Below are 24,314 nucleotides of genomic sequence, written 5' to 3'. Positions count from 1 at the left end.
TTTTTGTATCCTCTATTTGAACCAAATCCCGCCGAACGGTACGATTTCCCGAAGCATTCGCTTTACGAGGCTGTCTTGGCTGACGAACTGCTCCAGCTGTGCATCCGGACGCCCGACCTGCAGCAGAGCACTGCCGGCGCCGGTCATTTTCCACTGATAATTCATATGCTGGCTCGCCAAATGGTTGCCGTAGACGCTTAGTTCGATTGAAGCGTTCTGCGGATAGGCGATCAAGGCGCGGGTATCGATGTAAGACGGATTGACGGGGTCGAGCTTCCAGTCGCGAAGCGGTCCGGCGGAAATGATGCCGATCGTGCCGTTGCCCGAAAACTTCATGCGCATGACGTCTTTCGTGGCGATCATATTTTTAAAGCTTTGCATAACGCTTCTCATCTCGATGCCTTCCGTATAGAAGAGCAGATGGCGGAATTCGAACAGTAGATCCTCGTTTCCGGCAAGCGACAAGCATTGCAGCGTATAGCCGCCGGGCAGCGCCAGCAGCAGGCGCGAAGGGCCGCTCAGCCTGGAGCGGATCAGCTTCTTCTTGCCGTACATACCTTGCAAGTTCATCAGCTTGTCCTCGCGCCGCGCCGATTCGCCCTGAAAGGCGACGATTTGCCCGGGATGCAGCACGTGCACCGTATCTTCCCGTTCCAGCAGAAGCTCGGCGTATGATTGATGTATGCCGCCCGATACCGTGTCGGAACGGATTTCCATGAGCTCCACCTTCCACTACGAATGTTTGCTGCGCAGCAGCAGCCGGAACAGCCGGGAGCTGACGAAATACATCGCGACGAGTCCTGCAGCGGTCCATATGAGTATCCAAGTGCGGCGAGACCGGTCGCTTCGAGCTCTCTCCGCTTCCTGCAGCCCGCTTATCGCTTGAGCGAGCTGCTCATTCTGCTTGGCGAGCCGTTCGTTCTCCTCGCGCAGCCGCTGCTCGGACTCGCGGTATTGCTCGATCGTCTCACGCGATTGCCGGGCGGCTTCGTCCATTTGCTTCGTGGCGTCCTGCAGCTGCTGCCGGGTCGTATCGTACTGTTCCCGCAGGTTGTCCACTTGTCCCGGCAGCTCGAACCATTGCTTCACCCTATCCATGACTCCGGCGTGAGCGGGTGACGGGCTTGCACCGATGAGCAGAACAGCCAGGGCGATCGACAGCACGAGCCGGCGAAACCGGGTACGCCGTATATCGAAGGCGGGCTTGTTCCATAAATGAGGGGGATATCGCATCGTGTCGAGATCACCTCCGGATTTTCTATGTCGAGAAAGTGGTGGCTTTTTCCGTTTTTCTTTTCCATACTTATACGAAAAAAATGTCGATTCGTTTCTTTGTTTCTATGCTTCTATTGTAACGGAAACGGCACCGGATTGGCATCGGCAATATCGCGCCGCGTGTCGAGCATGCGGCCGCATATGTCGAAAAATCGCACTCATGCGGCTAAAGGCGCACGACTCGCGTTGTTGCGGCGTTCCGGCCGTACCGATATAATAGGTACAAGTTGAAACGGGAGGCGTCATGTGTCTGGCATGGACGAGTTTGCATTGATCCGGATGCTCAACCGGTCCCGCGCGACCGGCATTCCGGATGACACGAAATCCGGCGTCGCGGTAGGCATCGGCGACGATGCGGCCGTATTGCGGCCGGCCGGCGGGAAAGAGCTGATCGTCTCGTGCGATACGATGGTCGAGTCGGTGCACTTCAAGCCGGAAACGATGACGTATGCGGATATCGGGTATAAAGCGATGGCGTCGAGCTTAAGCGATCTCGCCGCGATGGGAGCGGAACCGAGATGGGCGCTCATCGCGCTGGCTGCGCCTCGCACGTCGTCGGCCGAGGAGCTGCGGGAGCTGTATGACGGCCTTTACGCTTGCGCGGAACAGTACGGCACGGCAATAGTCGGGGGAGACACGACCTCGTCGCCATCGGGGCTTACCGTAACGGTGACGGTTATCGGCGAAGCGGCGGCCGAGGGCGCGCTGCTCCGTTCCGCCGCGAAGCCCGGCGATGCGGTGTTTGTCACCGGTCCGCTGGGCGGATCGGCGGCGGGATTGCACGCGCTTCTGGAACGCGGAGGACGGGCGGGTCCGCTTCATGAACTGCCTGAATCGATCAGGCCGCTTGCGAAAGCTCATCGTCTTCCCGAACCGAGAATCGACGCCGGTCGGATATTGGCGGCTGCAGGAACCAGGGTATGCGGCGCATTGAACGATATTAGCGACGGATTGGCGAGCGAAGCTTGGGAAATTGCCGAAGCGTCTGGCGTCCATATCGTCCTGTTCGGCGATCGTATTCCGCAGTCCGACGAGCTGCGCGACTACGCCGCGGCAGTCAAGGCAGATCCGCTCGACTTTGCCCTGTACGGCGGCGAAGATTACGAGCTTGTCGGCACAGTACGTCAAGGGAAAGCAGACGAATTGGCCGCCTTGTTCGAGAGGGCGGGCAAGCGGATTTGGATCGTCGGCGAAGTCGCCGAACCGATGACGGACGGCGAGGGGACCGGTGTTACGCTGGCTCGGTCCGGCGGGGAGTCCGGAACGCCTGTCGGCAAGAAAGGATATAACCATTTTGCATGAAAAAGGGGGAAGCGGCTACGGACACGTATACTTACGCATCGAACGGCGAAGAGGAGACGGCCCGGTTGGCCGAAGCGCTGGCCGAACGCATGGAGGCGGGCACGGTTATCGCGCTGGACGGAGATCTGGGAGCGGGCAAAACCCGCTTCTCTCAGGCGGTCGCGCGTGCGCTCGGAGTCAAAGGCGTCGTGAACAGCCCGACGTTTACGATTATTAAGGAGTACGAAGGAGACAGCCTTCCTTTTTACCATATGGACGTATACCGGATTTCCGAAAGGGAGGCCGACGAGCTCGGGCTCGACGACTATTTTTACGGCGACGGGGTTACGCTGGTGGAGTGGGCGGAACTGATCCGCGACCTGCTGCCGCCCGACCATCTGGCGATCCGGATCCGGCACGCCGGCGAGCGGGAGAGGGAAATCGAGCTGACGCCGCACGGGGAACGGTACGCACAGTGGTGCAGACAGCTGAAGGAGAACGGAACGATACTATGACGACGGAACAACGGAATGGAACAATCGGCAATCTTCTTGCCATCGATACATCTACGGCAGTGCTGACGTTGGCGCTGTCGGCGGAAGGCAAACTCATCGCCGAGCGATGCTCGCAGGCGGAGCGCAATCATTCGATCAAGCTGCTCCCGGAGATCGACGACATGCTGAAGGAAGCGGGTATTGCTCCCTCTGAGCTTGATGCGGTTGCGGTCGGCGACGGTCCGGGCTCGTACACCGGCGTGCGTATCGGCGTTACGGTGGCGAAGACGTTTGCCTGGACGCTCGGCATCCCGGTCTACGGAGTATCCTCATTGGAAGCATTGGCGCTCGGAGACGCACATACATTGGAACGGGAGAGCGGTTTGACGTCACCGCACTGGTATGTCCCGCTTCTGGACGCGCGGCGGAAGCAGGCCTTTTGCGCCGTATACGCAACGGGTTCGAACGGCTGGCATACGGTGGCGGAAGACGGAATCCGCATCGTGCATGATTGGCTCGAACCGCTCAGCGAGCTTATTGCGAGCGCCCGGGAACGGGGCGCCGGGCCGGAGCGAATCGTATTCGGCGGAGAGACGGCCGGATTTCGCGATGCGATCGAAGCGTGGAGCGTTAGTGGCAACGGCTCGGTGCTTACGGATATTCGCGACAGCCGGATCGGCGCGTCCGCAATCGCCGAGCTTGCCTGGCGGCGAATCGCAAGCGGCGGGGAACCGGACGATACGCATGGTATTGTGCCGAACTACACCCAGCTCGCGGAGGCGGAAGCGAAGCTGCTGCAAAAGGAAAAGCGGGGAGGCGAGCCGCTTGGAGCAAACTGAACAGGTCGACGGCAAAACGCTCGAGTTCCGCTCGATGCGCGTCGAGGACATCGATACGATTTGCGCGATCGAGCAGGAAGCGTTCACGACGCCATGGTCGGCCGGGGCGTTTCACAACGAGCTGACCAACAACCATTTCGCGCATTACATCGTCATGGAGCTGGACGGGGAAATTGTCGGGTACGGCGGCATGTGGATGATCGTCGACGAGGCGCATATTACGAACATCGCCGTACGTGCGCCTTACCGGGGACGAAAGCTGGGCGAGCGTCTGCTTACGCGGCTGCAGTCCGCCGCCATCTTTCTCGGCGCGGAACGGATTACGCTGGAAGTGCGCACGTCCAATATCGTAGCGCAAAGGCTCTATGCGAAGCTCGGCTTTATTCCGGCCGGACTGCGCAAAGGGTATTACACGGACAATGGGGAAGACGCCATCATCATGTGGGCGCATTTGCGCCGACTCGCGGAGGAAGGAGAACGGTAACGAATGTCGACTGAGCGCAAGGAACGAACGGAGCACAGGCCCGGATTGATTCTCGCCGTGGAGACGAGCTGCGACGAGACGTCGGTTGCCGTCGTCGAGAACGGGACGATCATCCGATCGAATATCGTATCCAGCCAAATCGAGACGCACAAACGGTACGGCGGCGTCGTTCCCGAAATCGCCTCCCGCCAGCATGTGGAAAGCATTACGCTTATTTTGGAGGAAGCGGTGCGGGCGGCGGGCATCAGGCTCGCCGACTTGTCCGCGGTGGCGGTGACGCAGGGGCCGGGGCTCGTCGGATCGCTGCTCGTCGGCGTCGTGGCGGCCAAGGCGCTCGCCTGCGCGCTGCAAATTCCGTTGATAGGCGTTCATCATATCGCCGGGCACATATACGCCAACGGACTCGTCCATCAGCTCGAGTATCCGTTCGTCTCGCTGGTCGTGTCGGGGGGGCATACGGAGCTTGTGCATGTCCCTTCCCCCGGAGTGTTCCGGATTATCGGACAGACGAGGGACGACGCTGCGGGCGAAGCGTATGATAAAGTGGCGAGGGCGCTGGGGCTCCCATACCCCGGAGGACCGCATGTGGACCGGCTTGCGCACGAAGCCGACGAAGGCGTGCCGCTGCCGCGCGTCTGGCTGGAGCCGGACAGCTACGATTTCAGCTTCAGCGGCTTGAAATCGGCCGTACTGGCCGTACTGAATCAGGCCAAAATGCGCGGAGACGTCGTACATCCGGTGCGCGTTTCCAAAGGGTTTCAAGATTCCGTCGTCGAAGTGCTCGTCGAGAAGGCGATTCGCGCATCGAAGGCGTTCGAAGCGAAGCAGCTGCTGCTGGCCGGCGGCGTCGCCGCCAACAAAGGATTGCGCGAAGCGCTGTCCGAACGGTGCGCGCGCGAAGGGCTGCCGCTTCTGGTGCCGCCGCTGTCGCTGTGCACGGACAATGCCGCGATGATTGCGGCCGCCGCTTTTCTGAAGTGGGAGCGGGACGAGCTGTCGTCGCTGGATCTGAAGGCGGAGGCGCTGCTGTCGCTGGAAGAGTGGTCGGTGAAGGAGTCCGCGATGCGCGGTTGATGCGCTGTTTCAATCATAAGCATACGAGTAGAAGGGAACTGTGAGCATCCGCCGCAGTTCTCTTTTTGTTTTGTTGCTTGCAACAGAATGGATATATGATCACGATTTATATAATTTAATTTCATAATACGAAATTATATTGCGAATTATTGGATTTTGATTATATAATGTACTTGTTAATATCTTAATCGGAAATAAGGTGATACGTTTATTGCTGAGACGCTTATCCGATTTGCCGAAATGTTACGGGTACACAGGTTCAAGGGGGACGCGGAGAGTGTTGCGACGCTCGAACTGAACATGAATATTTTGAAATCGCTATCATGCGATGATTCGGAGGGAACGCTTATGTCCAAAAGGTGGTTGGTTTGCACGATGACGGCAGCTTTAACGGCCGTGCTTGCGGCATGCGGGGGCGAGCAGACCGCTGATAAAACGAACGATTCCGCGAAGAGCGGGGAAGCAAGCAAAGAGGCCGTCGCCGATGCGATAGCCAAGGCAACCAAGGACCCGGTGGAGTTGACCGTGTTTTTCAATGACGGCAGTTATACGCTGGAACGGTTTATGCAGACGTACGGCAATGCGATACAGAAAAAGTATCCGAACTTCAAGTTCAAAGTGCTTGTTCCCGGCAAAGGCGTCACGCTGAAAGATCTGATCGCGCAAGGGCAGACGATCGACATGATGCAAACCCACCGAGCCAACATATACGAGATGCTGATCGATCTCAATTTGCAGAACGACATTTCCGATCTGGTCAAAAAGTACAATTACAATTTGGGCGCCATCGAGACGGTCGTGCTGGAAGAGATGCGCCAGCTGGCCGATGGCGGTATATACGGCTTGCCTAACGGTTCTTCGCGGCTCGGACTGATGTACAACAAAGATGTGTTCGATAAATTCGGAGTCGCTTATCCGAAGGACGGCATGAGCTGGGACGATACGTTCGAGCTGGCGAAGAAGCTGTCCCGGGTCGAGGGAGGGGTCAATTACCAAGGACTTGTCGTCATCGGCAGGCACTACAATCTGATGAACCAGCTTTCGCAAGGGTATGTGGATCCGGCCACGAACAAAGCCACGCTCCAGAACGACAACTGGAAGAAGCTGTTCGACAGCTTCTCGCGGGCGTTCAAAATCGACGCCAATCCGTACGTGCCGATCGCCCAAGCGAACAACGTGTTCTGGAAAGAAGGAAGGGCGGCGATGCTCGTCAGTATGTTCGTCTCGGGGGCGGATTATGTGCGGAACACGAATATTCGATGGGATATGGCTCCGCTTCCGATGCTGAAGGAGCGTCCGGGCGTAGGCACAGGGCTGCTCAACTATTACTTCAACGTGACGAGCATCAGCAAGCACCGGGATCAGGCGTTTCTCGCCGCTGCGGTATTGGCCTCGGAGGAGTTCCAGAAGGAACAAGCGCTTAACGGCGACGCCCCGGCGCTTAAAGGAGACAAATATATCGACAGTATCGGGAAAGGAGCCCCGCAATTTGCCGATAAAAACCTGAAAAGCTTGATCCCGGTTCAGCCGGCCCCGTCTTACAAGGTGAACAAATACCAGAGCATCGTCGACAAAGTGCTGGACACCGCCTTCGATGAAGTCGCCATGGGCAAGAAGGACGCCAACACCGCCCTCCGGGAAGCGGATGAGGCTGCGAATAAAAAAATTGCCGAGTCGAACAGCAAATAGGTGGCGGAGGATCACGGAATGACGAATGTGGACGAGAACGGGAAAACGATCAGCCGAAGAGCGCTGCTCGCCTCCATGGGGGCAGCCGGGGCCGTGTTCGCGGGGGGCGTACTGTTGAGTGGAAGGCTGGCGGATGCGGCTGTCGGCAGGGGAAGCTCCGTGAGCGGACATGTGTACGGGACACCGGAGTCGTGCGAATGTGGGGATACGCCCGTGCATGTTAAATGCTTCGGCGCCAAAGGAGACGGCGTCACCGACGATACCGCAAGCATCCGGGATGCGATCGAAAGTATACGTGCGGCGGGAGGCGGTACGCTCCTGTTTCCGAGCGGAGTTTACGGGATATCCGGCACGATTACGCTGTACAGCGGAATTTCTGTCGTGGGCGAAGCCGGCACCGTTATTCGGGCTATTCAGCCGCTGGCCGGTCCGGGCGTCGCCTTCACGTTTGACGGCAAGAGCTTGACGAATATTCCCGTCCTATATGCGGAATCGGCCTCCGACATTCATTTATCGCGCCTTACAGTGGATGCGAATCGGGCTGTGCAGACGGCAAAGGACGTATCCGCCATTTTGTTCAGAAACTGTGAGAAAGCCAGCTTCCATAAAGTAAAGGCGATGCGCAATAAAGCGGCTTCGGGGGGCTCTTATTCGGGCGGAGCCTTCAATTTATTCGGCTGCACCTACTCCGGCTTAGTCGACTGCGAGGTAGACGAGGTTCAGACGGAAGGGCTGCTGCTTCGGGAATGCACCCACATCACGGTGCGCGGCGGAGAATACCGCAATTCCGATTCCAGCTGTATCGGGACGCAATACGGCAGCTGTATCACGATTGACGGAGTGACGGCCCATGACAGTGCCAACTCGACGATTTCATTGAATTCCTCCCGCTCCAAAATCGTGGGCAGCACCGTATTCAACAGCCGGACTTGGGCGCCGATCCATTTGGGCCATCGCACCAGCTACACGTACCGGAAACCGGCGGACCAAAGTTTGGTTGCGAACAACTTCATATACGGCGGATACGCCTCCGGAATCATTATCTCGTACGGGAGAGATATAATCGTCGAGGCAAATGTCGTATCGGACTGCCGCGGCGCTTACGATGCCGGGGATACGGCTAATGCGGCGGGCGGCATCGAGGCGACGAATTGGGTGGACGGGCTGAACATTGTAGGTAATACGGTCCGGAATTGCAATCGAGGCATCCATCTGAAGTTCGGCAAATCGGATACGATCAATCAAGAATACACGTACGGCTATACGATTGTTTCTAATAACATTGTCCACGACAACGTATTTTCCGGCATTCAAGTTAACAGCCCTATCAGCGGCGTTCAAGTCGTCGAAAACTTATGCTACCGGAACAATGTGGAGAATCATGCGGCAAGAGGGGAGCTTGCGGTCAATTTCGACGGCAGCCTGATGACAGGCGGAGGCGGAGACGTTGCGGTTTGCCGGAATCGGGTGGGAGACCGAAGCGGCGGCCGGACGGCCGTCAACGGACTGGTCATCTCCTGGTCGAGCGCCAAGCCGGTGCTGACGGTCAAGCCGAGAGTCGAGGGTAACGCATTTATCCAATGTACGAACGCGATTGCTTTGAAAAGCTACAGCGAGAGCGAGCTGCTCGCCCGCAGCAATATCGCGGATGGAGCTCCGATAGTGCGGACGTACGCGGGTAATCCGAATGGGGTTGTTTTGCCGGGACATTTAGGGGAAGAGCTGCTCGATACGATTAATCAAGTTTGGTATAAGTCAGTGGGGACCGGCGTATCTGACTGGAAGGCGCTTTAGTCGGTTTGCAGTGCCGAACGGCGCAATCTTCATTAGTGTCGGCTGCAGTCTCCGCATAGCCGGTATCGAACTTATAGTTATTAGGAACATTTAGAAAAATGTGGATGAGTTCGGGTCGAATTGCGATTCCATGGTTATGAACACAGGGGTGTGGATAAAGTTATCCACACCCCCTGTGCGTAATGTGTATAAGAGTCGCGAGCCTTCGGGGGACAACGGGTGGATGAGGAATAAAAATCGAATAAGTTTTTCAACCAAAAATGTGGATAATGGGGATAACTTTGTGGATGACAAAAACAAAGGCCATAAAATGAAGCCTTTTTCGGTTTGGACGCTGGGGATAACGTTGTGAATAGATTTTCTTCGGTAAAAATGGGCGAGCTGGGCAATTCTAGAAAAAGACAGTTCAGGTTCGGGCCATTCTCTACCGGGGGTGAAATCAGACATGAAGAAGAAGGCGAAGGTACCATCGCGAACATTTGTTCTATTTTCCGTGTTGGTCGCTTGTTGCGTCGGATTCGGCTTATCTGTATGGCTGCCGGCTCTCGCTGGGCAGAAGGAAACGCAATATGCCGCCGACGCTGCTAAGGACGGAATAGCGGGGAAGGACGGCAAAGTGACGATCGTTTCGGTTCCGGGCTGGTCGTTTCTGGACTGGAACGAAGAAACGCTCCGTCATCTTCCGAATATAAGCGGCCTTATCCGGGATGGCGCGATAGGCGGGATGAATGTCCGCACCCCGGAGAAGGGACTGGAGGACAGCTACGCCACTATGGGCGCCGGAGCGCCGGCTTTCAGCAGCGCGGGATATTTGTCATGGAATGCAGTGGATGCGGCCGGTGACCGGACGGCCTCGGAGCTGTATCGCAGGCTTACCGGGCTGGAGCCGCATGGAGCGAACATTGTCGTACCGGAAATCGCCGCAATCCGCCGCCGCAACGATAACCGTTCGCAGCATTCTCAGCCGGGGCTGCTTGGGGAATCGCTGCGCCGGCATGGAATCGCCGCCGGAGTGTTCGGGAACAGCGATACCTCCCAAGGGAAGAAGCGGTACGCGCCTTTGCTGATCATGGATGAGAACGGGCTGGTGCCGATAGGCGATGTAGGCGGCAATATGACTATGCCCGATCCCGGTTCGCCGTATGAGGTAAGAACGAGCGCGCCGGAGCTGCTTCGCGCTTGGGATTCTATCCGAGCGCCGGCCGTTTCGCTGCTGGAATGGGGCGATTTATGGCGGTTTCAGGCGGAGCAGTCGCGTTACGCCGCCGAACAGGCGGAACGGGAGAAAATAGAAATTTTGCGTCGGTTGGACCATTTGGTGGGCGAAATCGTGCGCAGGCAGCGAAGCGCGGATTCCATCTGGCTTCTTTCTCCCTTCGTCGGCCCGGAGGCCGCGAGGAACAAAATGCTTCTCGCACCGGTCGTGCATGACGGCCCGGACGTATCCCCCGGACTGCTCCTCTCTCCCAGCACGCGCCGGGAAGGTATCGTAACGGCATCGGACTTTGCGCCGTCCATCCTGGCTTCGTTCGGCATAGAAGCTTCGAATGATATGGTCGGCAGAGCGATGACGGCTGTCAGGCATCCGGACCCTTTGGCCGCTCTGATGAAAGATATCGGCACGATCGGCGAGATTTATAGGCTTCGCCCCCGGGTGCTTATCCCTTTTGTATCCGTGGAGGCGACCGTTCTGCTCGCTGCATTGGTCGCGATGTGGGTAAAGCTCGGTAGGGCGCTTCGATGGATCGGAACGCTGCTGCTGGCGCTGTTGGCCGCACCTTTCTCGCTGCTCCTGCTCGGATGGCTGAATGCGGCTTATCCGCTTCCGGGAGCGGGGCAGTTGGCTTTGTTCGTTGCTTTGACTGGATTCCTCGCTTGCTTGTTCGGGTATGGCCGTTCCGCTATAAGCGCAGCCGGAATGTTAAGCGGGATTACGGTGGCTGCACTTCTTCTGGACGGCATGCTGGGAGCGGAAGGGATGAAGCATTCAGTGCTGGGGTATGATCCTATGATCGGGGCCCGTTATTACGGGATGGGCAACGAATATATGGGGGTCGTCGTCGGCGCGGCCACGCTAGCCTTCGCCGCTGCGCTTGAGCGCCGGCGCCGCCGCCAGGTCGCGGCCCGGGCTGCGGCAGACTCCGCCGCCTCGCCACCGCCGGGCTCGCGCACCGCCGCGTTTGCGCGCCGCCGCCGCAGCGCCGGCCTCGCCGCCGGCTTGGCGGCCGCGGCTTTCGCCGCCGTCACGCTCTACCTCGCCGCCCCGGGGCTCGGCACGAACGCGGGCGGCGCCATCACCGCGGCCGTCGCCTTCGGCCTCGCCTGGCTGCGCAGCTTCGCGAACGGCGCCTTCCGCCGGCTTGGCCTGCTCCGGCTCACGCTCGTCTGCGGCGGGCTCGTCGCCGCCTCGCTGGGCTTGCTCTGGCTGCTCAACGCCGTTATCCTGGCTGACGCCGGACGGCAAAGTCATATCGGCCGTGCGATGGGGTTGCTTGGCGAAGGGCGGGCCGATCTGATCACGGCGACGGTCCTGCGCAAGCTGCAGATGAACGTCCATCTGATCGGTGTATCGGTCTGGACGAAGGTGCTTGCCGCCGGCTTGCTCGTAATGGCCGTAGCCGTCGTGCGTCCGCGCGGGGCATTCCGTCGCTGGGAAGCCGGTTATCCGCATTATATGAGCGGATTTATCGCTATTGCGGTCGGCTCTGTAGCGGCGCTTGCATTTAACGATTCGGGTATTGTCGCGGCCGCGACGATGATCGTGTATGCCGCCGTGCCGATGCTGCTGCTTCGCATTCAGGAGGACAGCTCTTCCCATTCCGCATAGAGACGCTCGAGCTGAGACTTTTTGCTTTCCAGGTCGGCGTTCACCTTCTGAACGGCGACGTAGTCGTTGTACACTCCGGGATCGAGCAGCGCCGCCTCCAGCGCGGCCGTCTCGTCCTCGAGCGTGGAGATCGCCAGCTCCAGCTGCTCGATTTTGCGCTGTCGCCCGCGCTCCTCGCGCTTCTGCTGCTTCTCCGCTTCATAGTCCTTCGGCTTGGCGCCGCCGGCAGCGTCGGCATCGCCTCCGGCTTCCCGCCAGGCAGCGCTTGGCGCGGCCGAACCGGTACCCGGTCCGACTGCTCCGCCTCCGGTTTTGGGACCGGCCGGCTTGCCCGCCCCCGCTTCCGCAATGCGCTCCGCTTCGAACGCGGCCAGCTCGCGCTTCTTCTCGACGTAATCGTCATAGTTGCCCAAATAGTCGTCAATGCCGCCCGCATGAAGCTCGAGCACGCGGTCGGCCATTTTGTTCAGGAAGTAGCGGTCGTGGGAGATGAACAGCAGCGTGCCCTCATAATCGAGCAAAGCCGCCTCCAGCACTTCCTTGCTGAACAGATCGAGATGGTTCGTAGGCTCGTCGAGGATGAGCATGTTCGCTTGCTTCAGCATCAGCTTGGCGAGTGAGACGCGCGCTTTCTCGCCGCCGCTCAGCGACACGATTTTTTTCAGCACGTCCTCGCCGCTGAACAGGAAGCTGCCCAGCACGGTACGGATGCGCACCTCCTCGAGATGCGGGTATTCGCCCCACAGCTCCTCCAGCACCGTATTGTTCGGATTCAAGCCCTGCTGCTCCTGATCGTAGTAGCCGAGCGCGACATTCGTTCCCCATTCGAACGTGCCGGCATCCTGCCGCTTTTGTCCGGTCAAAATTTTCAGCAGCGTCGATTTGCCGATGCCGTTCGGTCCGATCAGGGCGGCCATGTCGCCGCGGCGGAGCTCGAACGAAGCGTGATCGAACAAGCGCCTGGTCCCGTCGTAGGAGGCGGCGAGGTTTTGCGCGTACAGCACGTCTTTGCCCGACTGCCGTTCCGTCTCGAACCGGAACGACGCTTTCTTCAATTCGCCGGCGGGCTTGTCCAGCCGATCCATTTTCTCGAGCGCTTTACGGCGGCTTTGGGCGCGTTTCGTCGTCGAGGCGCGGACGATATTGCGTCTGACGAAGTCTTCCATCTTGGCAATTTCGTCCTGCTGCTTCTCGTAATGCTTCAGCTCGATTTCGTACTCCGCCGCTTTCAGCTCCATATAACGGGTATAGTTGCCGGTGTACCTTTTGCAGCGCGTACGTTCGATTTCGTAGATGACATTCGCCATCGCATCGAGGAAGAAGCGGTCGTGGGATACGACGAGCACGGCGCCCGAATAGCCGCGCAAATAATCTTCGAGCCACGTCAGCGTCTGGATATCCAAATAGTTCGTCGGTTCGTCCAGCATCAGGAGATCGGGCTCCTGCAGCAGCAGCCTCGCCAACGCCAGCCGGGTCTTTTGCCCGCCGCTCAGCGTCCGGACAACGGTATTCGGGTCGAACGAGCCGAAGCCCATGCCGTGCAGTACGCTTCGTACGCGGTTTTCGATGCGGAAGCCCCCTTGCTCGCGGAACTGGTCCGATTTCACCGAGTAACGGTGCAGGATCGCTTCGTACGCTTTTTCGTCGTCGGCCAGATCGGGGTCGGACATGCGCGTTTCCAGCTCGCGCAGCTCCCGCTCGGCTTCCAGCAGGGCGGCGAACACGCCCATCATTTCATCCCAGATCGAACGGTCCGACTGCAATCCGCTGTTTTGTGCCAAATAGCCGATGCGCGTTTCCTTCGCGCGGAATATTTCGCCTTCGTCGGCGGACATTTCGCCCGCTATAATTTTAAGCAGCGTCGATTTGCCGGCGCCGTTGACGCCGACGAGACCGATCCGGTCGCGCTCCTGGATTTGCATGGAGATGTTCGACAGCGCCGTAGTCGTGCCGTAATGTTTGCCTAATCCGTTCACTTGCAAAAGCATCGTCAGTCTTCCTCCGAATATAGCTTGTTCTAAGTTCAGTTTACCGATGGGGCGTTCGTTTGTAAAATGACAGTTTGATTCCTACTGAAGGTATCCGGCGCCGGAAGCTTTCGATAAGGTATGTCGCCGCTTCTTTTTCCTTCCCGCCGGATGTATGATACACTGAGGGAAACAGGATCAAGTGGAAATGGTCAGTGATTGACAAGGCAGAAGGAAGGAACCGCTATGGCCGTAAAAACTCTCAAAGTGCAGCTGCGCAAGCAAGCGGAGGCGGCAAGAGCATCATTGTCCGAGACCGACCGGAAGGATCGTTCCGCGCGTGTTTGCGGGAAGGCGATCCGGTTTCTCGAAGACCGGCTGTCGTCCGCGGCGGATCGTTCTTTTACATTGTTCAGCTACGTTCCTTTCCGAACGGAGCTTGACGTTACGCCGGTTATGGAATGGTGCTGGAATCGGGGAGGAACCGTGGTCGTGCCGAAGGTGATCCGCGACCGGAAACTGATGTCGCTGCACGTCATCCAAAGCTATGAAGATTTGGAGACGGGGAAAATGGGCATACGCGAGCCGTTAATGTCCACCCCGGTATGGAAGAGGGCTTCGGACATCGACGTCATGCTTGTCCCGGGCTTGGCCTTCGATTGCGAAGGAGGCCGTCTCGGATACGGCGGAGGGTATTACGACGCGTTTATCCGAAGATGCAGGGAAAATGCCGGCAAGGAGCCTTTCAAGCTGGCGCTAGCTTTCGACGCGCAGATCGTACCGGAGGTGCCGATGGACAACCACGATTTCCGGGTGGACGCAATCTTGTCGGAAAACCGCCAATGGATCATTCCGCACCCCGGATAGCAATCCGAACGAGCTACGACCGAATACCCCGCCGCACGAATCACTTCATAAAACTTTCAAACGACCTTTTTTTCGTTCAAAAAAGGACATACGGCCCCGAGTGTCGAATGTGAAGAGATCGGCACAAAACGGCTTTGGCCGCATGCCGACTCAAGATCCGAACCTACAGCTGCATCCAGGGACTGCAATGGAATGAGTCGGTTCTTTCCAAGGGCCGGTTCCTTTGTATCGCGTCATTTTCATACAACAGTTTTGCGGGAAAGGAGGGACGAGGTGACGGATTCATCCGGGCTTACGCATTTCAACGGCGAGGGACGCGCCCGCATGGTAGACGTGTCCGGGAAAGCGGAGACGCATCGGACCGCGACCGCCCGCACTACGGTCGCTATGCGACCTTCGACGCTGGACGTCATCAAGCAGGGCAAGGCAGGCAAAGGCGACGTGCTGGCTGTCGCCCAGGTAGCCGGAATCATGGCCGCCAAGAAAACATCGGATTGGATTCCGATGTGCCATCCGCTGCCGCTGACCGGGATCGATATTCGTTTCTCCGACAATGGGGCGGGCGAGCTATATATTGAAGCGACCGTAAAGACGACCGGGCTTACCGGCGTAGAGATGGAGGCGCTGACGGCCGTTTCCGCCGCGGCTCTTACGGTATACGACATGTGCAAGGCGCTCGAGAAAGAGATGAGTATCGGGCCGACCGTTCTGCTCGCCAAGACGGGCGGTAAAAGCGGAGACTATATTCGCGGCGCCGAATAACGGGTAAGGAACTTTAATCTGACGACAGGGACTTGCCGGTCGACAAAGTCCCGGCCCGACAGTCAGGGCGGTAATTCCGTTAAAGTTCCTCAAGGAACTGCTCTTGGCCCGCAGAATCACCGGACTTCTAAACAGGGGAGGGAAACGCTGATGCGCTGGAAAGTTGGCCTCTTAACGGCAAGCGATCAAGGTTCTCGCGGCGAACGTGAAGACACCAGTGCACAGGTGATTCGCGAACTCGTGGAGGAAGAGCTGCAGGGGGATATCATCGAATATCGGATCGTACCCGACGAGACGGATGAAATTATAGCTGCGCTCATTGAAATGACCGACTATTACAAGGCGGATCTGATTCTGACTACCGGCGGAATCGGGATGGCGCCCCGTGACGTAACGCCGGAAGCGACCCTCGAAGTGATCGACCGGCTCGCGCCGGGGTTTGCCGAAGCGATGAGAGCCGCGATGATGCAGCGAACGGGGCTCGGCATGTTAACCCGCGGCGTTTCCGGGATAAGAGGACGAACGCTGCTGCTGAATCTTCCGGGCGATCCGAAAGGCGTGCACGAATGCTTGGCTGCGGTCATGGACCAGCTTCCCGTCGCGCTGACCGTCGTGAAGGGGAAGGGTGGCGGTGAGTGACCGATGGGCAAATCGAGCGTGCTCCGGGAAGTGAAGGTAGAAGAGGCGATCGGGCTTCCGCTCGCTCACGACTTGACCCGAATCGTTCCCGGCCAATTTAAAGGAAGGGCGTTCCGCAAAGGCCACGTCGTCCGCGAGGAAGATATCCCGGAGCTGAAGCTGATCGGCAAGGAGCATATTTACGTGCTGGAGCTGGGCGACGACGATCTGCACGAAGACGACGCTGCCGTCCGGATGGCGCAGGCCGTTTACGGTACGAACGTTACGATGGGCGAGCCTAGCGAAGGCAAAGTGATGCTGCGGTCCGCGATCCGGGGGTTGGCTGCGATCGATAAAGCTTTCATCGACGAAGTCAATGCAATCGAACAGCTGGCGATGGCTACGCTGCCCACGCATACGGTTGTATCGGAAGGACAGTCGCTTGCGGGAATGCGCGTCATCCCTTTGCTGGTATCCAAGCAAAAGATCGAAACGGTCGAGCGAATGGCCCGGCAATGGCGCAACGCCCGTATGGGAGAAGGGCCCATTTCCGTGAAACCTTTTCGAACATTGCGGGCGGGGCTCATCACCACCGGGAGCGAAGTGTATAATGGACTCGTCGAAGATAGATTCGGCCCTGTCGTCCGGGCCAAGCTGGAGGCATTCGGCTCTGCCGTGACCGAACAGCGGTTCAGCACCGACAGCATCGATGACATCGTACGGGAGATCCGCTATTTTGAACAGCGGCAAGTCGATCTTATTCTGGTCACGGGAGGAATGTCCGTAGATCCGGACGATCGCACCCCCGGCGCTATCAAGCAGGCCGGCGCGCATATCGTCAGCCATGGAACGCCGATGCTTCCGGGTTCTATGCTTCTGGTCGCCTATTTGGGAGAAATCCCGGTCATGGGACTGCCCGGCAGTGTCATGCACGACAAATTTACCGTTTTCGATGTACTATTGCCGCGAATTTGCGCGAATGAACGGATCGAGCGCGAGCATATTGTCGAACTCGGTTACGGAGGGCTTTTCGCAGATAGGGGATAATAGTCTAAGCTTGCACAAGACCAAACCATTATTGATAGGAGGAACTTACGATGCCTAATATCGGGGCAACCGGATTCATTCTCATTATTTTGGTGGCGCTGCTGCTATTCGGACCCAGCAAGCTGCCCGAGCTTGGTCGCGCATTCGGCCGCACGCTCCGCGAATTCAAGAACGGAGCCAAAGAAATACTGGAAGACGATTCCGACCGCAAAGAAGTGCAGAAGGCGGATACGGCTCGTTTGGATACGGGTAAGCCGGAATACCGGACAGCCGAGAACGCGCCAACGGCACAACCTGCTGCGGCAGCACAAACCGCGCCAAGCAGCGATAAACGTTTGCCTGAGTGAGACGTTTCGCCCAAAAGCTCCGGAGCTTTCCCCCGCAAAGGGAAGCATGCATTTCGCAATTAGCAACGTAAAGAAGCCTGCGGGGGATCTCCCGGGAACTTGAACAATGATACCGCTATCTGATCGGTGAGGCTGGTGAAGTTTGGATGCAGGAAAATACGGCATCTTTGGTGGAACATTTGACCGAGCTCCGCAAACGGCTTATTTGGGTCATCGTTGTTTTGGTGCTGGCCATGATCGGCGGTTTTTTCGCGGCCAAACCGATTATCGTTTATTTGATGCATTCGGAGCCGGCTTCAAGCATCGTTACTTTGAATACGTTCTCACCGTGGGATGCTATTCGGTTGTATATGCAGTTTTCGTTCGCGATCGGATTGGTCGTGACGCTGCCGTTCGCTTTGACGCAAATTTGGCTGTTCGTGAAGCCGGGCTTGATGGAGCATGAGCAGAAAGCTACGCTTCGCTACATTCCGGGAGCCGTCTTTCTTTTTTTGCTGGGGCTTGCGTTCGCTTACTTCGTCATTTTCCCGATGGCCTTTTATTTTACTTCCAATGTGACCCAAAGCTTGAGCTTGACCGAAACATACGGAGCCGCTCAATATTTCACATTCATGTTCAACATTTTGCTGCCGATGGCGATTTTATTCGAGCTGCCGGTCGTCGTCATGTTCTTGACGAAGCTGAGAGTGCTCAACCCGACCCGTCTGAAGAAGCTTCGCCGTTACGCGTATCTGGTGCTCATCATTATCGCGACGGTCGTGACTCCTCCGGACTTCATTTCCGATATTCTGGTTGCCGTTCCGATGATCGTTTTGTACGAGATCAGCATTATGCTTTCCGCCAGAGTATACAAAGGCCAGCTGGAGCGGGACAAGCAATGGCTCGAAGAGACGGAAGCCGAGGAATCCGCATGAAAGCAAGGTCTGCGTTTACCGTGAACGCGGACCTTTTTTGTCGAAGAAAAGCGCCTCTTGTATATTGAAAGGAGATCCGTATAGAAGCGTGTCGAATGGGGACAATAGACCGGGTGTGGAAAAAAAGGCAGCGATTAAAATTTTATGAAATCCCGCAAAAATACTTGCAAAGCGGATACGAAATGATTATGATAAGAATTGTTATTAGCACTAACCACATTCGAGTGCTAACAAACCCTCTAGCAACCAAATCACTTTATTCAAAGGAGGCAGTTTTCTCATGATCAAACCGTTGGGTGATCGCGTAGTTCTTGAACCTATTGCCAAGGAGGAGACTACGGCTAGCGGCATCGTATTGCCGGACTCGGCAAAAGAAAAGCCGCAAGAAGGCAAAATCGTTGCTGTTGGCAGCGGCCACGTGAAAGACGGACAACGCATTGCTCTTGAAGTGAAAGAAGGCGATCGCGTCCTGTTCTCCAAATACGCCGGAACCGAAGTGAAATTCGAGGGCAAAGAACTGCTCATCTTGCGCGAAAGCGACATCCTGGCTGTACTGTCGTAAGGAAACTTTCGTTTTCTTAACGTTGCCGTACAACCGGTAAACTATACTTAAGCAAGTTTTTCCTATAATAACAATTCGGGAGGTATCCGATACATGGCGAAGGAAATCAAATTCAGTGAAGACGCTCGCAGAGCGATGCTCCGTGGGGTTGACGCTTTGGCTAACGCGGTTAAAGTGACGCTCGGACCGAAAGGCCGCAACGTCGTGCTCGAGAAAAAATTCGGCAGCCCGCTTATTACGAACGACGGCGTAACGATCGCCAAAGAAATCGAGCTTGAAGATGCATTCGAAAACATGGGCGCTCAGCTCGTTAAAGAAGTAGCTACGAAAACGAACGACGTAGCAGGCGACGGTACTACGACCGCTACCGTTCTTGCTCAAGCGATGATCCGCGAAGGATTGAAAAACGTAACGGCCGGCGCTAACCCGATGGTTATCCGTAAAGGAATCGAGAAAGCCGTTCGCGCTGCTGTAGAAGAACTGCAAAAAATCGCAAAACCGATCGAAGGCAAACAATCGATCGCGCAAGTAGCCGCTATCTCCGCAGCCGACGAAGAGCTCGGCCAACTGATCGCGGAAGCGATGGAGAAAGTAGGCAACGACGGCGTCGTTACCGTAGAAGAATCCAAAGGCTTCGTAACCGAGCTGGAAGTCGTAGAAGGTATGCAATTCGACCGCGGCTACCTTTCCGCTTACATGGTTAACGATACGGACAAAATGGAAGCCGTTCTGGACAATCCGTACATCCTGATCACCGACAAGAAAATCTCCAGCATTCAAGAAATTTTGCCGGTGCTCGAGAAAGTCGTTCAATCCGGACGCCAACTGCTGATCATCGCAGAAGACGTAGACGGCGAAGCTTTGGCTACTCTGGTAGTCAACAAGCTGCGCGGTACGTTCACTTGCGTAGCGGTTAAAGCTCCTGGCTTCGGCGACCGCCGCAAAGCTATGCTCGGCGACATCGCGGCTCTTACGGGCGGCCAAGTGATCACGGAAGAGCTCGGCCTCGACCTGAAATCGACGACAGTCGACGCTCTGGGTACGGCTCGTCAAATCCGCGTATCCAAAGAAAACACGATCATCGTTGACGGTGCAGGCGACAAGAAAGACATCGGCACTCGCGTTTCCCAAATCCGTGCGCAATTGGAAGAAACGACTTCCGATTTCGACAAAGAGAAGCTGCAAGAGCGCCTCGCCAAGCTTGCCGGCGGCGTAGCGGTTATCAAAGTCGGCGCAGCAACCGAAACCGAACTGAAAGAGCGCAAACTGCGCATCGAAGACGCCCTGAACTCCACTCGCGCAGCTGTGGAAGAAGGTATCGTTTCCGGCGGCGGTACGGCACTCGTTAACGTCTACAGCGCCGTAGCGGCTGTCAGCGCAGCTGGCGACGAGCAAACGGGCGTAAACATCGTGCTCCGCGCTCTGGAAGAGCCGATCCGCATCATCTCTACGAACGCAGGCCAAGAAGGCTCCGTTATCGTAGAGCGCATCAAAAAAGAAGCTGCAGGCATTGGTTACAACGCGGCAACCGGCGAATGGGTCAACATGTTCCAAGCCGGTATCGTAGACCCTACCAAAGTAACCCGTTCGGCTCTGCAAAACGCAGCATCCGTCGCGGCCATGTTCCTCACAACCGAGGCTGTCATCGCCGACAAACCGGAAAAAGACAAAGGTCCTGCTATGCCGGATATGGGCGGCATGGGTGGCATGGGCGGCATGATGTAAGTCGTGCCTTAATAACAAGAGGCGTTCTTCAAATTCGAGAGAATTTGAGGGACGCCTCTTTTTGAACTGTTTCCAAACCAAAACCCATCGTCTACCGAAGTCCACGATGGGTTTTGTTCTTTTCCCGTCAATCAATAAAATGCAACTTACTCAATACACGCTTCAGCATCGTTACCGTTTGTGCTCTAGTAGCAGATCCATAAGTCTCGAGAGTACTATCGGTCATACCCTGTACAAAACCTAAGGAGATGGCTCGCGCAACCTCGGAATGCCCCCATACGATCTCGTTGGCGTCAGACCAGCGAGACAGGAGCTTTGTTTGCTCGGCTTCATCTACATTTACGGAACCGCCGGCATAGCGGTACGCTCTTACGATAATCGCCGCGAGCTCCTCGCGTGTAATCGGAGCATTCGGACGGAAGGTGTCATCCTCATACCCGTTGATGATACCGGCTTTCGCTGCAGCCGCGATCATGCCGGAATACCAGCTGCCGCGGCCTACATCGCTGAAATAAGTACCGTCGTTAACGTCGACCAATCCGAAAGAACGGGTAGCGAGTGCAACGAATTCAGCTCGTGTCAGATTACGGTCCGGTTCGAAGGTGCTTTCGGTCATACCCTCAACGATTAGCTTGCTTGTAAGCAGCTCGATGTCGGGTTCAGCCCAGTGAGAGGCAATGTCGTTAAATGTTTTGTCCAGTTCAATAACTGTATAAATACTGTTGCCCGTCCGCCAGAAAGCCGCTTCCGTACTGGAAATCGACCCGGGAACGAAGCTTAATTGTTTCGTATCCGGATTGTATAGAGCGATTGTCGCTGTTCGAGCAGGCCGCTCATTCAACGGAATTTTCCGTTTGACGTACTGATCGAAGTTAGCGATCTTCATCTTGGCTCCATTTGTGCCACCCTCTACCGAGAAGCTTATTTCGAAAGCAGCCGAAAGGGCTTTTCCTCCAATAGCCGCAATTGCATCCGTAACGGCAGCGGCTTTATCGCCGGTGAGAGCATAAATGGCTACATGGATTTTCATGTCGCTGACATTTGCCTGAACTTTATCGGCTAGTTCAGGCAAATCCATAGCGGAAAGGGGCAGTATGTAAGTCCCATGATCGGTCACGATGTTAAGAATCGATTTCGTATTCGCATCCAGGAGCGCAGACGCCGGTATGGCAACCGTATCGCCGGTTACTTTGATCGTGACTTCCGTATATTTGCTCAAAGCCGCTTTCAGTTTGTCGGCATCCACGATACCGTCGGCCGCTTCAATTACATCGGAGACATCACCGGATTGTCCAGGCCCGCTAGTGCCGCCACCACCAGTGCCCCCGCCAGTGGAACCACCGTTATTGCTGCCACCGCTTCCAGGGCCGCCATTACCTCCGCCATCACCGCCACCTCCGTCCCCATCATTGGGATCGGGGGACTCACGGTACAGAAGCCCTGTTACATCGCTGGAGCCGTATTTGAAATAGACGGCATCGTATACGGAGTTGATTACCGTAGAATCCGGTATCGTGTAAGAAGACACTCCGTTAGCGTAAGATGCAAAAGAAACGGTTACATCTTGAATGTGTTGGCCGTTGGAGGCATACACACCTACGGTAACATTGGGTTGACCATAAACTGCTTGACCGACCGATCCGTCAAACCGAATCTGTCCTGAAACGATCCCGCTATTGGAGTAAGTTCCGTTGAATACGATAGCGGCCGAAGCCAGAATAGGAACGAGCATCGATAATAGTAAAAGCATAAGTACAAAGACAGATGTTCGTTTCAGCATCTTGAAAGTTGACAATGGGTTCTCGCTCCTTTTCCATTCATTGCTCATCTCACTTGTTCACCTCCTCTCCATAGACCATCATTTACCATTTAACCCGTGCAGAGGTGTATGAAACATTAGTCGTGTACAAAAAAATAAACCCTTGCTTCCACAAGGGAAACAAGGGTTTATTCGATCCAAGCTCATTTAGTCGATGAACTTTACTTCAGTCAGGAAACGTTTTACCATAGCTGCCGTTTGAGCGCGGGTAGCTTTGCCGTTAGTTTCCAGTGTCGTATCGGTCATACCGTTAATGAAGCCGGCTTTAATTGCTTTAGCGACTTCCAACTGACCCCAGATAATTTTATTCGCGTCAGACCATTTGGATAAAATCTGAGCTTGTGCGGATGCATCAACCTCAACTTTACCGCCGGCGTACTCGAAAGATCTTACGACCATGGCTGCAAGCTCTTCACGAGTAATCTGAGCGTTCGGACGGAAAGTACCATCCTCGTAACCGTCCACGATACCGGCTTTCGCTGCGGCGTTCACAACGCCTGTATACCAAGCATTAGAGGTGACATCATTGAAGTAGGCTTTGCTCGTTACAGGGCTCAAGCCGAGCGAACGAACTACCAATGCTGCAAACTCTGCACGAGTGATATTGCGGTCCGGCTCGAACGTAGTATCGGTCACGCCATCGACGATCAGCTTGCCAGCCAGCAGCTCGATGTCGGCTTTACCCCAATGGGAGGCGATATCGCTGAACGATTTGTTAAGCTCGATAACCGTATACACGCTGTTGCCCGTCCGCCAGAACTCGGCTTCCGTGGAGGAGACGATGCTAGGAACAAAGCTGAGCGATTTTGTATCTTTGTTATACAAAGCGACTGTTGCCGTTTTCGTCTTCTCGGTCGTTACCGGAAGTTTGCGCTTCACGTAACGGTCAAAGGAGTCGATATCGGCTTTTTTGCCGTTCGTGCCTTCGATCGAGATGCTGAAATCCGCTGCATTCGCAAGAGCTTTGCCGCCGACAGCTGTAATAGCTTTCGTTACCGCTTCAGCGTCATCACCAGTCAGCTTTTTAACGCCGACGTTGAGCTTCAGATCAGCAACATTCGATTCGACCGATTTGGCCAGTTCTTCAAAATCAAACGCAGCCAGAGGCAAGAAGTAAGTACCGTTATCGGTAACGATAATCAGGACCGCACCCTCTTTTGCATTCAAGAGCGCAGAGACCGGAATCGATACCATATCGCCTGTTACTTTAATGGTCACTTCCGTGTAGCTGCTAAGTGCATTTTTCAATTCATTGGCGCTTACCGTGCCATTGGAAGAGTTGATCGTGCTTCCGCTTGGCCAGGATCCGCCACCACCACCACCGCCGCCGCCACAGTAAGTACAGCCGGTCGGAGGCGTTACAGGCGCACGATACACTACATCGGTAACGCTGCCGTCGCTATGTTGGAAATAGACAGCATCGTATACGGAGTTGATTACCGTGTTGCTAGGAATATTGTAGTAAGAAGTACCGTTAGTATAGGTCGCATAAGAGACGGTAACGTCTTTAATGTATTCGCCATTTTTTCCGTAAACAGAAAGCGTGACGTCAGTTTGGTTGTAGACGGCATCGCCGACGGCTCCATCGAAATAAACTTGTCCGGAAACTGTGCCATTGGAGCTAAATGTGCCCTTGAAGGTCATTGCGGCAGAAGCTAAAACCGGAACCAGCATCGACACAATCATCATCGCAATCAAAAATCCGGATGTTTTTCGCAGTATCGTTTTACTCAACAATCGTCTCCCGCTCCTTTCCTTTATCTTTCTCTTTTTATATTGGGGGAGTAAGCTTGGCCTATTCATGATCAGAGTCACCTCCTTTTCGCAAGATTGCCATCTTCCATTACCCTAGATATATTTGTTCGAATCAGGTAGGTAGGTTAAGGGGGTTGGAAGAAAAATTCCATATATTTTTTTCTGACTATCACC

21 protein-coding genes are annotated in these 24,314 nt (G+C 55.9%); 16 read left to right on the top strand and 5 right to left on the bottom strand.

Annotation, left to right across the window (positions count from 1 at the left end):
- Positions 1–12 precede the first annotated feature (12 nt).
- Both FE783_RS09140 and FE783_RS09135 read right to left on the bottom strand, forming a co-directional pair.
- Positions 13–717 carry an AIM24 family protein gene (locus FE783_RS09140; protein ID WP_138879032.1) on the bottom strand — a complete coding sequence of 235 codons (705 nt, stop codon included), beginning with the start codon at positions 715–717 and terminating at the stop codon, positions 13–15.
- Positions 718–732: 15 nt separating this feature from the next.
- Positions 733–1,233: a coiled-coil domain-containing protein gene (locus FE783_RS09135; RefSeq protein ID WP_138879031.1), complete on the bottom strand. Its 501-nt coding sequence runs from the start codon at positions 1,231–1,233 to the stop codon at positions 733–735.
- A gap of 297 nt (positions 1,234–1,530) precedes the next feature.
- Between FE783_RS09135 and thiL the strand changes: the two genes are divergently transcribed.
- The 8 genes from thiL to FE783_RS09095 all read left to right on the top strand — a co-directional run bounded on the left by thiL (position 1,531) and on the right by FE783_RS09095 (position 11,757).
- A complete protein-coding gene (gene thiL, locus FE783_RS09130; protein WP_138879205.1) occupies positions 1,531–2,577 on the top strand; it encodes a thiamine-phosphate kinase in 1,047 nt (348 codons plus the stop codon).
- The gene (tsaE, locus tag FE783_RS09125) at positions 2,574–3,071 is read left to right on the top strand and encodes a tRNA (adenosine(37)-N6)-threonylcarbamoyltransferase complex ATPase subunit type 1 TsaE (RefSeq protein ID WP_138879030.1); all 498 of its coding nucleotides are present in this window, start codon (positions 2,574–2,576) and stop codon (positions 3,069–3,071) included. The genes thiL and tsaE overlap by 4 nt, the downstream gene beginning before the upstream one ends.
- Positions 3,068–3,889, top strand: a complete 822-nt coding sequence (gene tsaB / locus FE783_RS09120; RefSeq protein WP_138879029.1) for a tRNA (adenosine(37)-N6)-threonylcarbamoyltransferase complex dimerization subunit type 1 TsaB — start codon at positions 3,068–3,070, stop codon at positions 3,887–3,889. The genes tsaE and tsaB overlap by 4 nt, the downstream gene beginning before the upstream one ends.
- Positions 3,876–4,373: a ribosomal protein S18-alanine N-acetyltransferase gene (rimI, locus tag FE783_RS09115; RefSeq protein WP_338015834.1), complete on the top strand. Its 498-nt coding sequence runs from the start codon at positions 3,876–3,878 to the stop codon at positions 4,371–4,373. Before tsaB ends, rimI begins: the two co-directional genes overlap by 14 nt.
- A 3-nt stretch (positions 4,374–4,376) precedes the next feature.
- Complete coding sequence (gene tsaD / locus FE783_RS09110; RefSeq protein WP_138879027.1) at positions 4,377–5,447, top strand: tRNA (adenosine(37)-N6)-threonylcarbamoyltransferase complex transferase subunit TsaD; 1,071 nt, start codon at positions 4,377–4,379, stop codon at positions 5,445–5,447.
- Between the two features lie 348 nt (positions 5,448–5,795).
- Positions 5,796–7,136 carry an ABC transporter substrate-binding protein gene (locus FE783_RS09105; RefSeq protein WP_158301689.1) on the top strand — a complete coding sequence of 447 codons (1,341 nt, stop codon included), beginning with the start codon at positions 5,796–5,798 and terminating at the stop codon, positions 7,134–7,136.
- Between the two features lie 18 nt (positions 7,137–7,154).
- On the top strand, positions 7,155–8,930 hold the full coding sequence (locus FE783_RS09100; protein ID WP_138879025.1) for a glycosyl hydrolase family 28-related protein: 1,776 nt from the start codon (positions 7,155–7,157) through the stop codon (positions 8,928–8,930).
- Positions 8,931–9,375: 445 nt separating this feature from the next.
- A complete protein-coding gene (locus tag FE783_RS09095) occupies positions 9,376–11,757 on the top strand; it encodes a hypothetical protein (protein WP_138879024.1) in 2,382 nt (793 codons plus the stop codon).
- Here the strand turns inward: FE783_RS09095 and abc-f are convergent.
- Positions 11,727–13,745, bottom strand: coding sequence for a ribosomal protection-like ABC-F family protein (gene abc-f, locus FE783_RS09090; RefSeq protein WP_138879023.1), 2,019 nt, complete (start codon positions 13,743–13,745; stop codon positions 11,727–11,729). The two genes, FE783_RS09095 and abc-f, sit on opposite strands and share 31 nt — an antisense overlap.
- Before the next feature lie 225 nt (positions 13,746–13,970).
- Here abc-f and FE783_RS09085 point away from each other — a divergent pair, with 225 nt between their 5' ends.
- The 8 genes from FE783_RS09085 to groL all read left to right on the top strand — a co-directional run bounded on the left by FE783_RS09085 (position 13,971) and on the right by groL (position 20,566).
- A complete protein-coding gene (locus tag FE783_RS09085) occupies positions 13,971–14,591 on the top strand; it encodes a 5-formyltetrahydrofolate cyclo-ligase (protein ID WP_138879022.1) in 621 nt (206 codons plus the stop codon).
- A gap of 273 nt (positions 14,592–14,864) precedes the next feature.
- The gene (gene moaC, locus FE783_RS09080) at positions 14,865–15,353 is read left to right on the top strand and encodes a cyclic pyranopterin monophosphate synthase MoaC (RefSeq protein ID WP_274381435.1); all 489 of its coding nucleotides are present in this window, start codon (positions 14,865–14,867) and stop codon (positions 15,351–15,353) included.
- 150 nt (positions 15,354–15,503) lie between these two features.
- The gene (locus FE783_RS09075) at positions 15,504–15,992 is read left to right on the top strand and encodes a MogA/MoaB family molybdenum cofactor biosynthesis protein (RefSeq protein WP_138879020.1); all 489 of its coding nucleotides are present in this window, start codon (positions 15,504–15,506) and stop codon (positions 15,990–15,992) included.
- A gap of 3 nt (positions 15,993–15,995) precedes the next feature.
- Complete coding sequence (locus FE783_RS09070) at positions 15,996–17,018, top strand: molybdopterin-binding protein (protein WP_138879019.1); 1,023 nt, start codon at positions 15,996–15,998, stop codon at positions 17,016–17,018.
- 50 nt (positions 17,019–17,068) lie between these two features.
- Entirely contained in the window at positions 17,069–17,365 is a 297-nt protein-coding gene (locus FE783_RS09065) for a twin-arginine translocase TatA/TatE family subunit (RefSeq protein ID WP_138879018.1), read from the top strand.
- Between the two features lie 146 nt (positions 17,366–17,511).
- Positions 17,512–18,279 (top strand): twin-arginine translocase subunit TatC, encoded by a 768-nt coding sequence (gene tatC, locus FE783_RS09060; RefSeq protein WP_138879017.1) that lies wholly within the window; start codon positions 17,512–17,514, stop codon positions 18,277–18,279.
- A 280-nt stretch (positions 18,280–18,559) separates the two neighbouring features.
- The gene (groES, locus tag FE783_RS09055; protein ID WP_120748581.1) at positions 18,560–18,841 is read left to right on the top strand and encodes a co-chaperone GroES; all 282 of its coding nucleotides are present in this window, start codon (positions 18,560–18,562) and stop codon (positions 18,839–18,841) included.
- A 93-nt stretch (positions 18,842–18,934) separates the two neighbouring features.
- Positions 18,935–20,566 (top strand): chaperonin GroEL, encoded by a 1,632-nt coding sequence (gene groL / locus FE783_RS09050; protein WP_138879016.1) that lies wholly within the window; start codon positions 18,935–18,937, stop codon positions 20,564–20,566.
- Between the two features lie 127 nt (positions 20,567–20,693).
- Here the strand turns inward: groL and FE783_RS37945 are convergent, their stop codons facing one another.
- The gene (locus tag FE783_RS37945) at positions 20,694–22,394 is read right to left on the bottom strand and encodes an S-layer homology domain-containing protein (RefSeq protein ID WP_202916159.1); all 1,701 of its coding nucleotides are present in this window, start codon (positions 22,392–22,394) and stop codon (positions 20,694–20,696) included.
- A 138-nt stretch (positions 22,395–22,532) separates the two neighbouring features.
- Complete coding sequence (locus tag FE783_RS09035) at positions 22,533–24,119, bottom strand: S-layer homology domain-containing protein (RefSeq protein ID WP_158301688.1); 1,587 nt, start codon at positions 24,117–24,119, stop codon at positions 22,533–22,535.
- Positions 24,120–24,314 lie beyond the last annotated feature (195 nt).

This window comes from Paenibacillus mesophilus, assembly GCF_005938385.1.
Classification (GTDB): domain Bacteria; phylum Bacillota; class Bacilli; order Paenibacillales; family NBRC-103111; genus Paenibacillus_AB; species Paenibacillus_AB mesophilus.
The sequence above is the reverse complement of the archived record's forward strand: the minus strand, read 5'-3'. Positions and strand labels throughout refer to the sequence as shown.

Bases quoted from the DNA above. Each gene is read 5' to 3' on its own strand.
- tsaE (WP_138879030.1), top strand. From the start codon at position 2,574: ATGAAAAAGGGGGAAGCGGCTACGGACACGTATACTTACGCATCGAAC.
- FE783_RS09140 (WP_138879032.1), bottom strand. From the start codon at position 717: ATGGAAATCCGTTCCGACACGGTATCGGGCGGCATACATCAATCATAC.
- tatC (WP_138879017.1), top strand. From the start codon at position 17,512: ATGCAGGAAAATACGGCATCTTTGGTGGAACATTTGACCGAGCTCCGC.
- groL (WP_138879016.1), top strand. From the start codon at position 18,935: ATGGCGAAGGAAATCAAATTCAGTGAAGACGCTCGCAGAGCGATGCTC.
- FE783_RS09065 (WP_138879018.1), top strand. From the start codon at position 17,069: ATGCCTAATATCGGGGCAACCGGATTCATTCTCATTATTTTGGTGGCG.
- tsaB (WP_138879029.1), top strand. From the start codon at position 3,068: ATGACGACGGAACAACGGAATGGAACAATCGGCAATCTTCTTGCCATC.
- thiL (WP_138879205.1), top strand. From the start codon at position 1,531: ATGGACGAGTTTGCATTGATCCGGATGCTCAACCGGTCCCGCGCGACC.
- FE783_RS09135 (WP_138879031.1), bottom strand. From the start codon at position 1,233: ATGCGATATCCCCCTCATTTATGGAACAAGCCCGCCTTCGATATACGG.
- tsaD (WP_138879027.1), top strand. From the start codon at position 4,377: ATGTCGACTGAGCGCAAGGAACGAACGGAGCACAGGCCCGGATTGATT.
- abc-f (WP_138879023.1), bottom strand. From the start codon at position 13,745: ATGCTTTTGCAAGTGAACGGATTAGGCAAACATTACGGCACGACTACG.
- FE783_RS09070 (WP_138879019.1), top strand. From the start codon at position 15,996: ATGGGCAAATCGAGCGTGCTCCGGGAAGTGAAGGTAGAAGAGGCGATC.
- FE783_RS09105 (WP_158301689.1), top strand. From the start codon at position 5,796: ATGTCCAAAAGGTGGTTGGTTTGCACGATGACGGCAGCTTTAACGGCC.
- FE783_RS09100 (WP_138879025.1), top strand. From the start codon at position 7,155: ATGACGAATGTGGACGAGAACGGGAAAACGATCAGCCGAAGAGCGCTG.
- groES (WP_120748581.1), top strand. From the start codon at position 18,560: ATGATCAAACCGTTGGGTGATCGCGTAGTTCTTGAACCTATTGCCAAG.
- FE783_RS37945 (WP_202916159.1), bottom strand. From the start codon at position 22,394: ATGAGCAATGAATGGAAAAGGAGCGAGAACCCATTGTCAACTTTCAAG.
- FE783_RS09085 (WP_138879022.1), top strand. From the start codon at position 13,971: ATGGCCGTAAAAACTCTCAAAGTGCAGCTGCGCAAGCAAGCGGAGGCG.
- FE783_RS09075 (WP_138879020.1), top strand. From the start codon at position 15,504: ATGCGCTGGAAAGTTGGCCTCTTAACGGCAAGCGATCAAGGTTCTCGC.
- FE783_RS09095 (WP_138879024.1), top strand. From the start codon at position 9,376: ATGAAGAAGAAGGCGAAGGTACCATCGCGAACATTTGTTCTATTTTCC.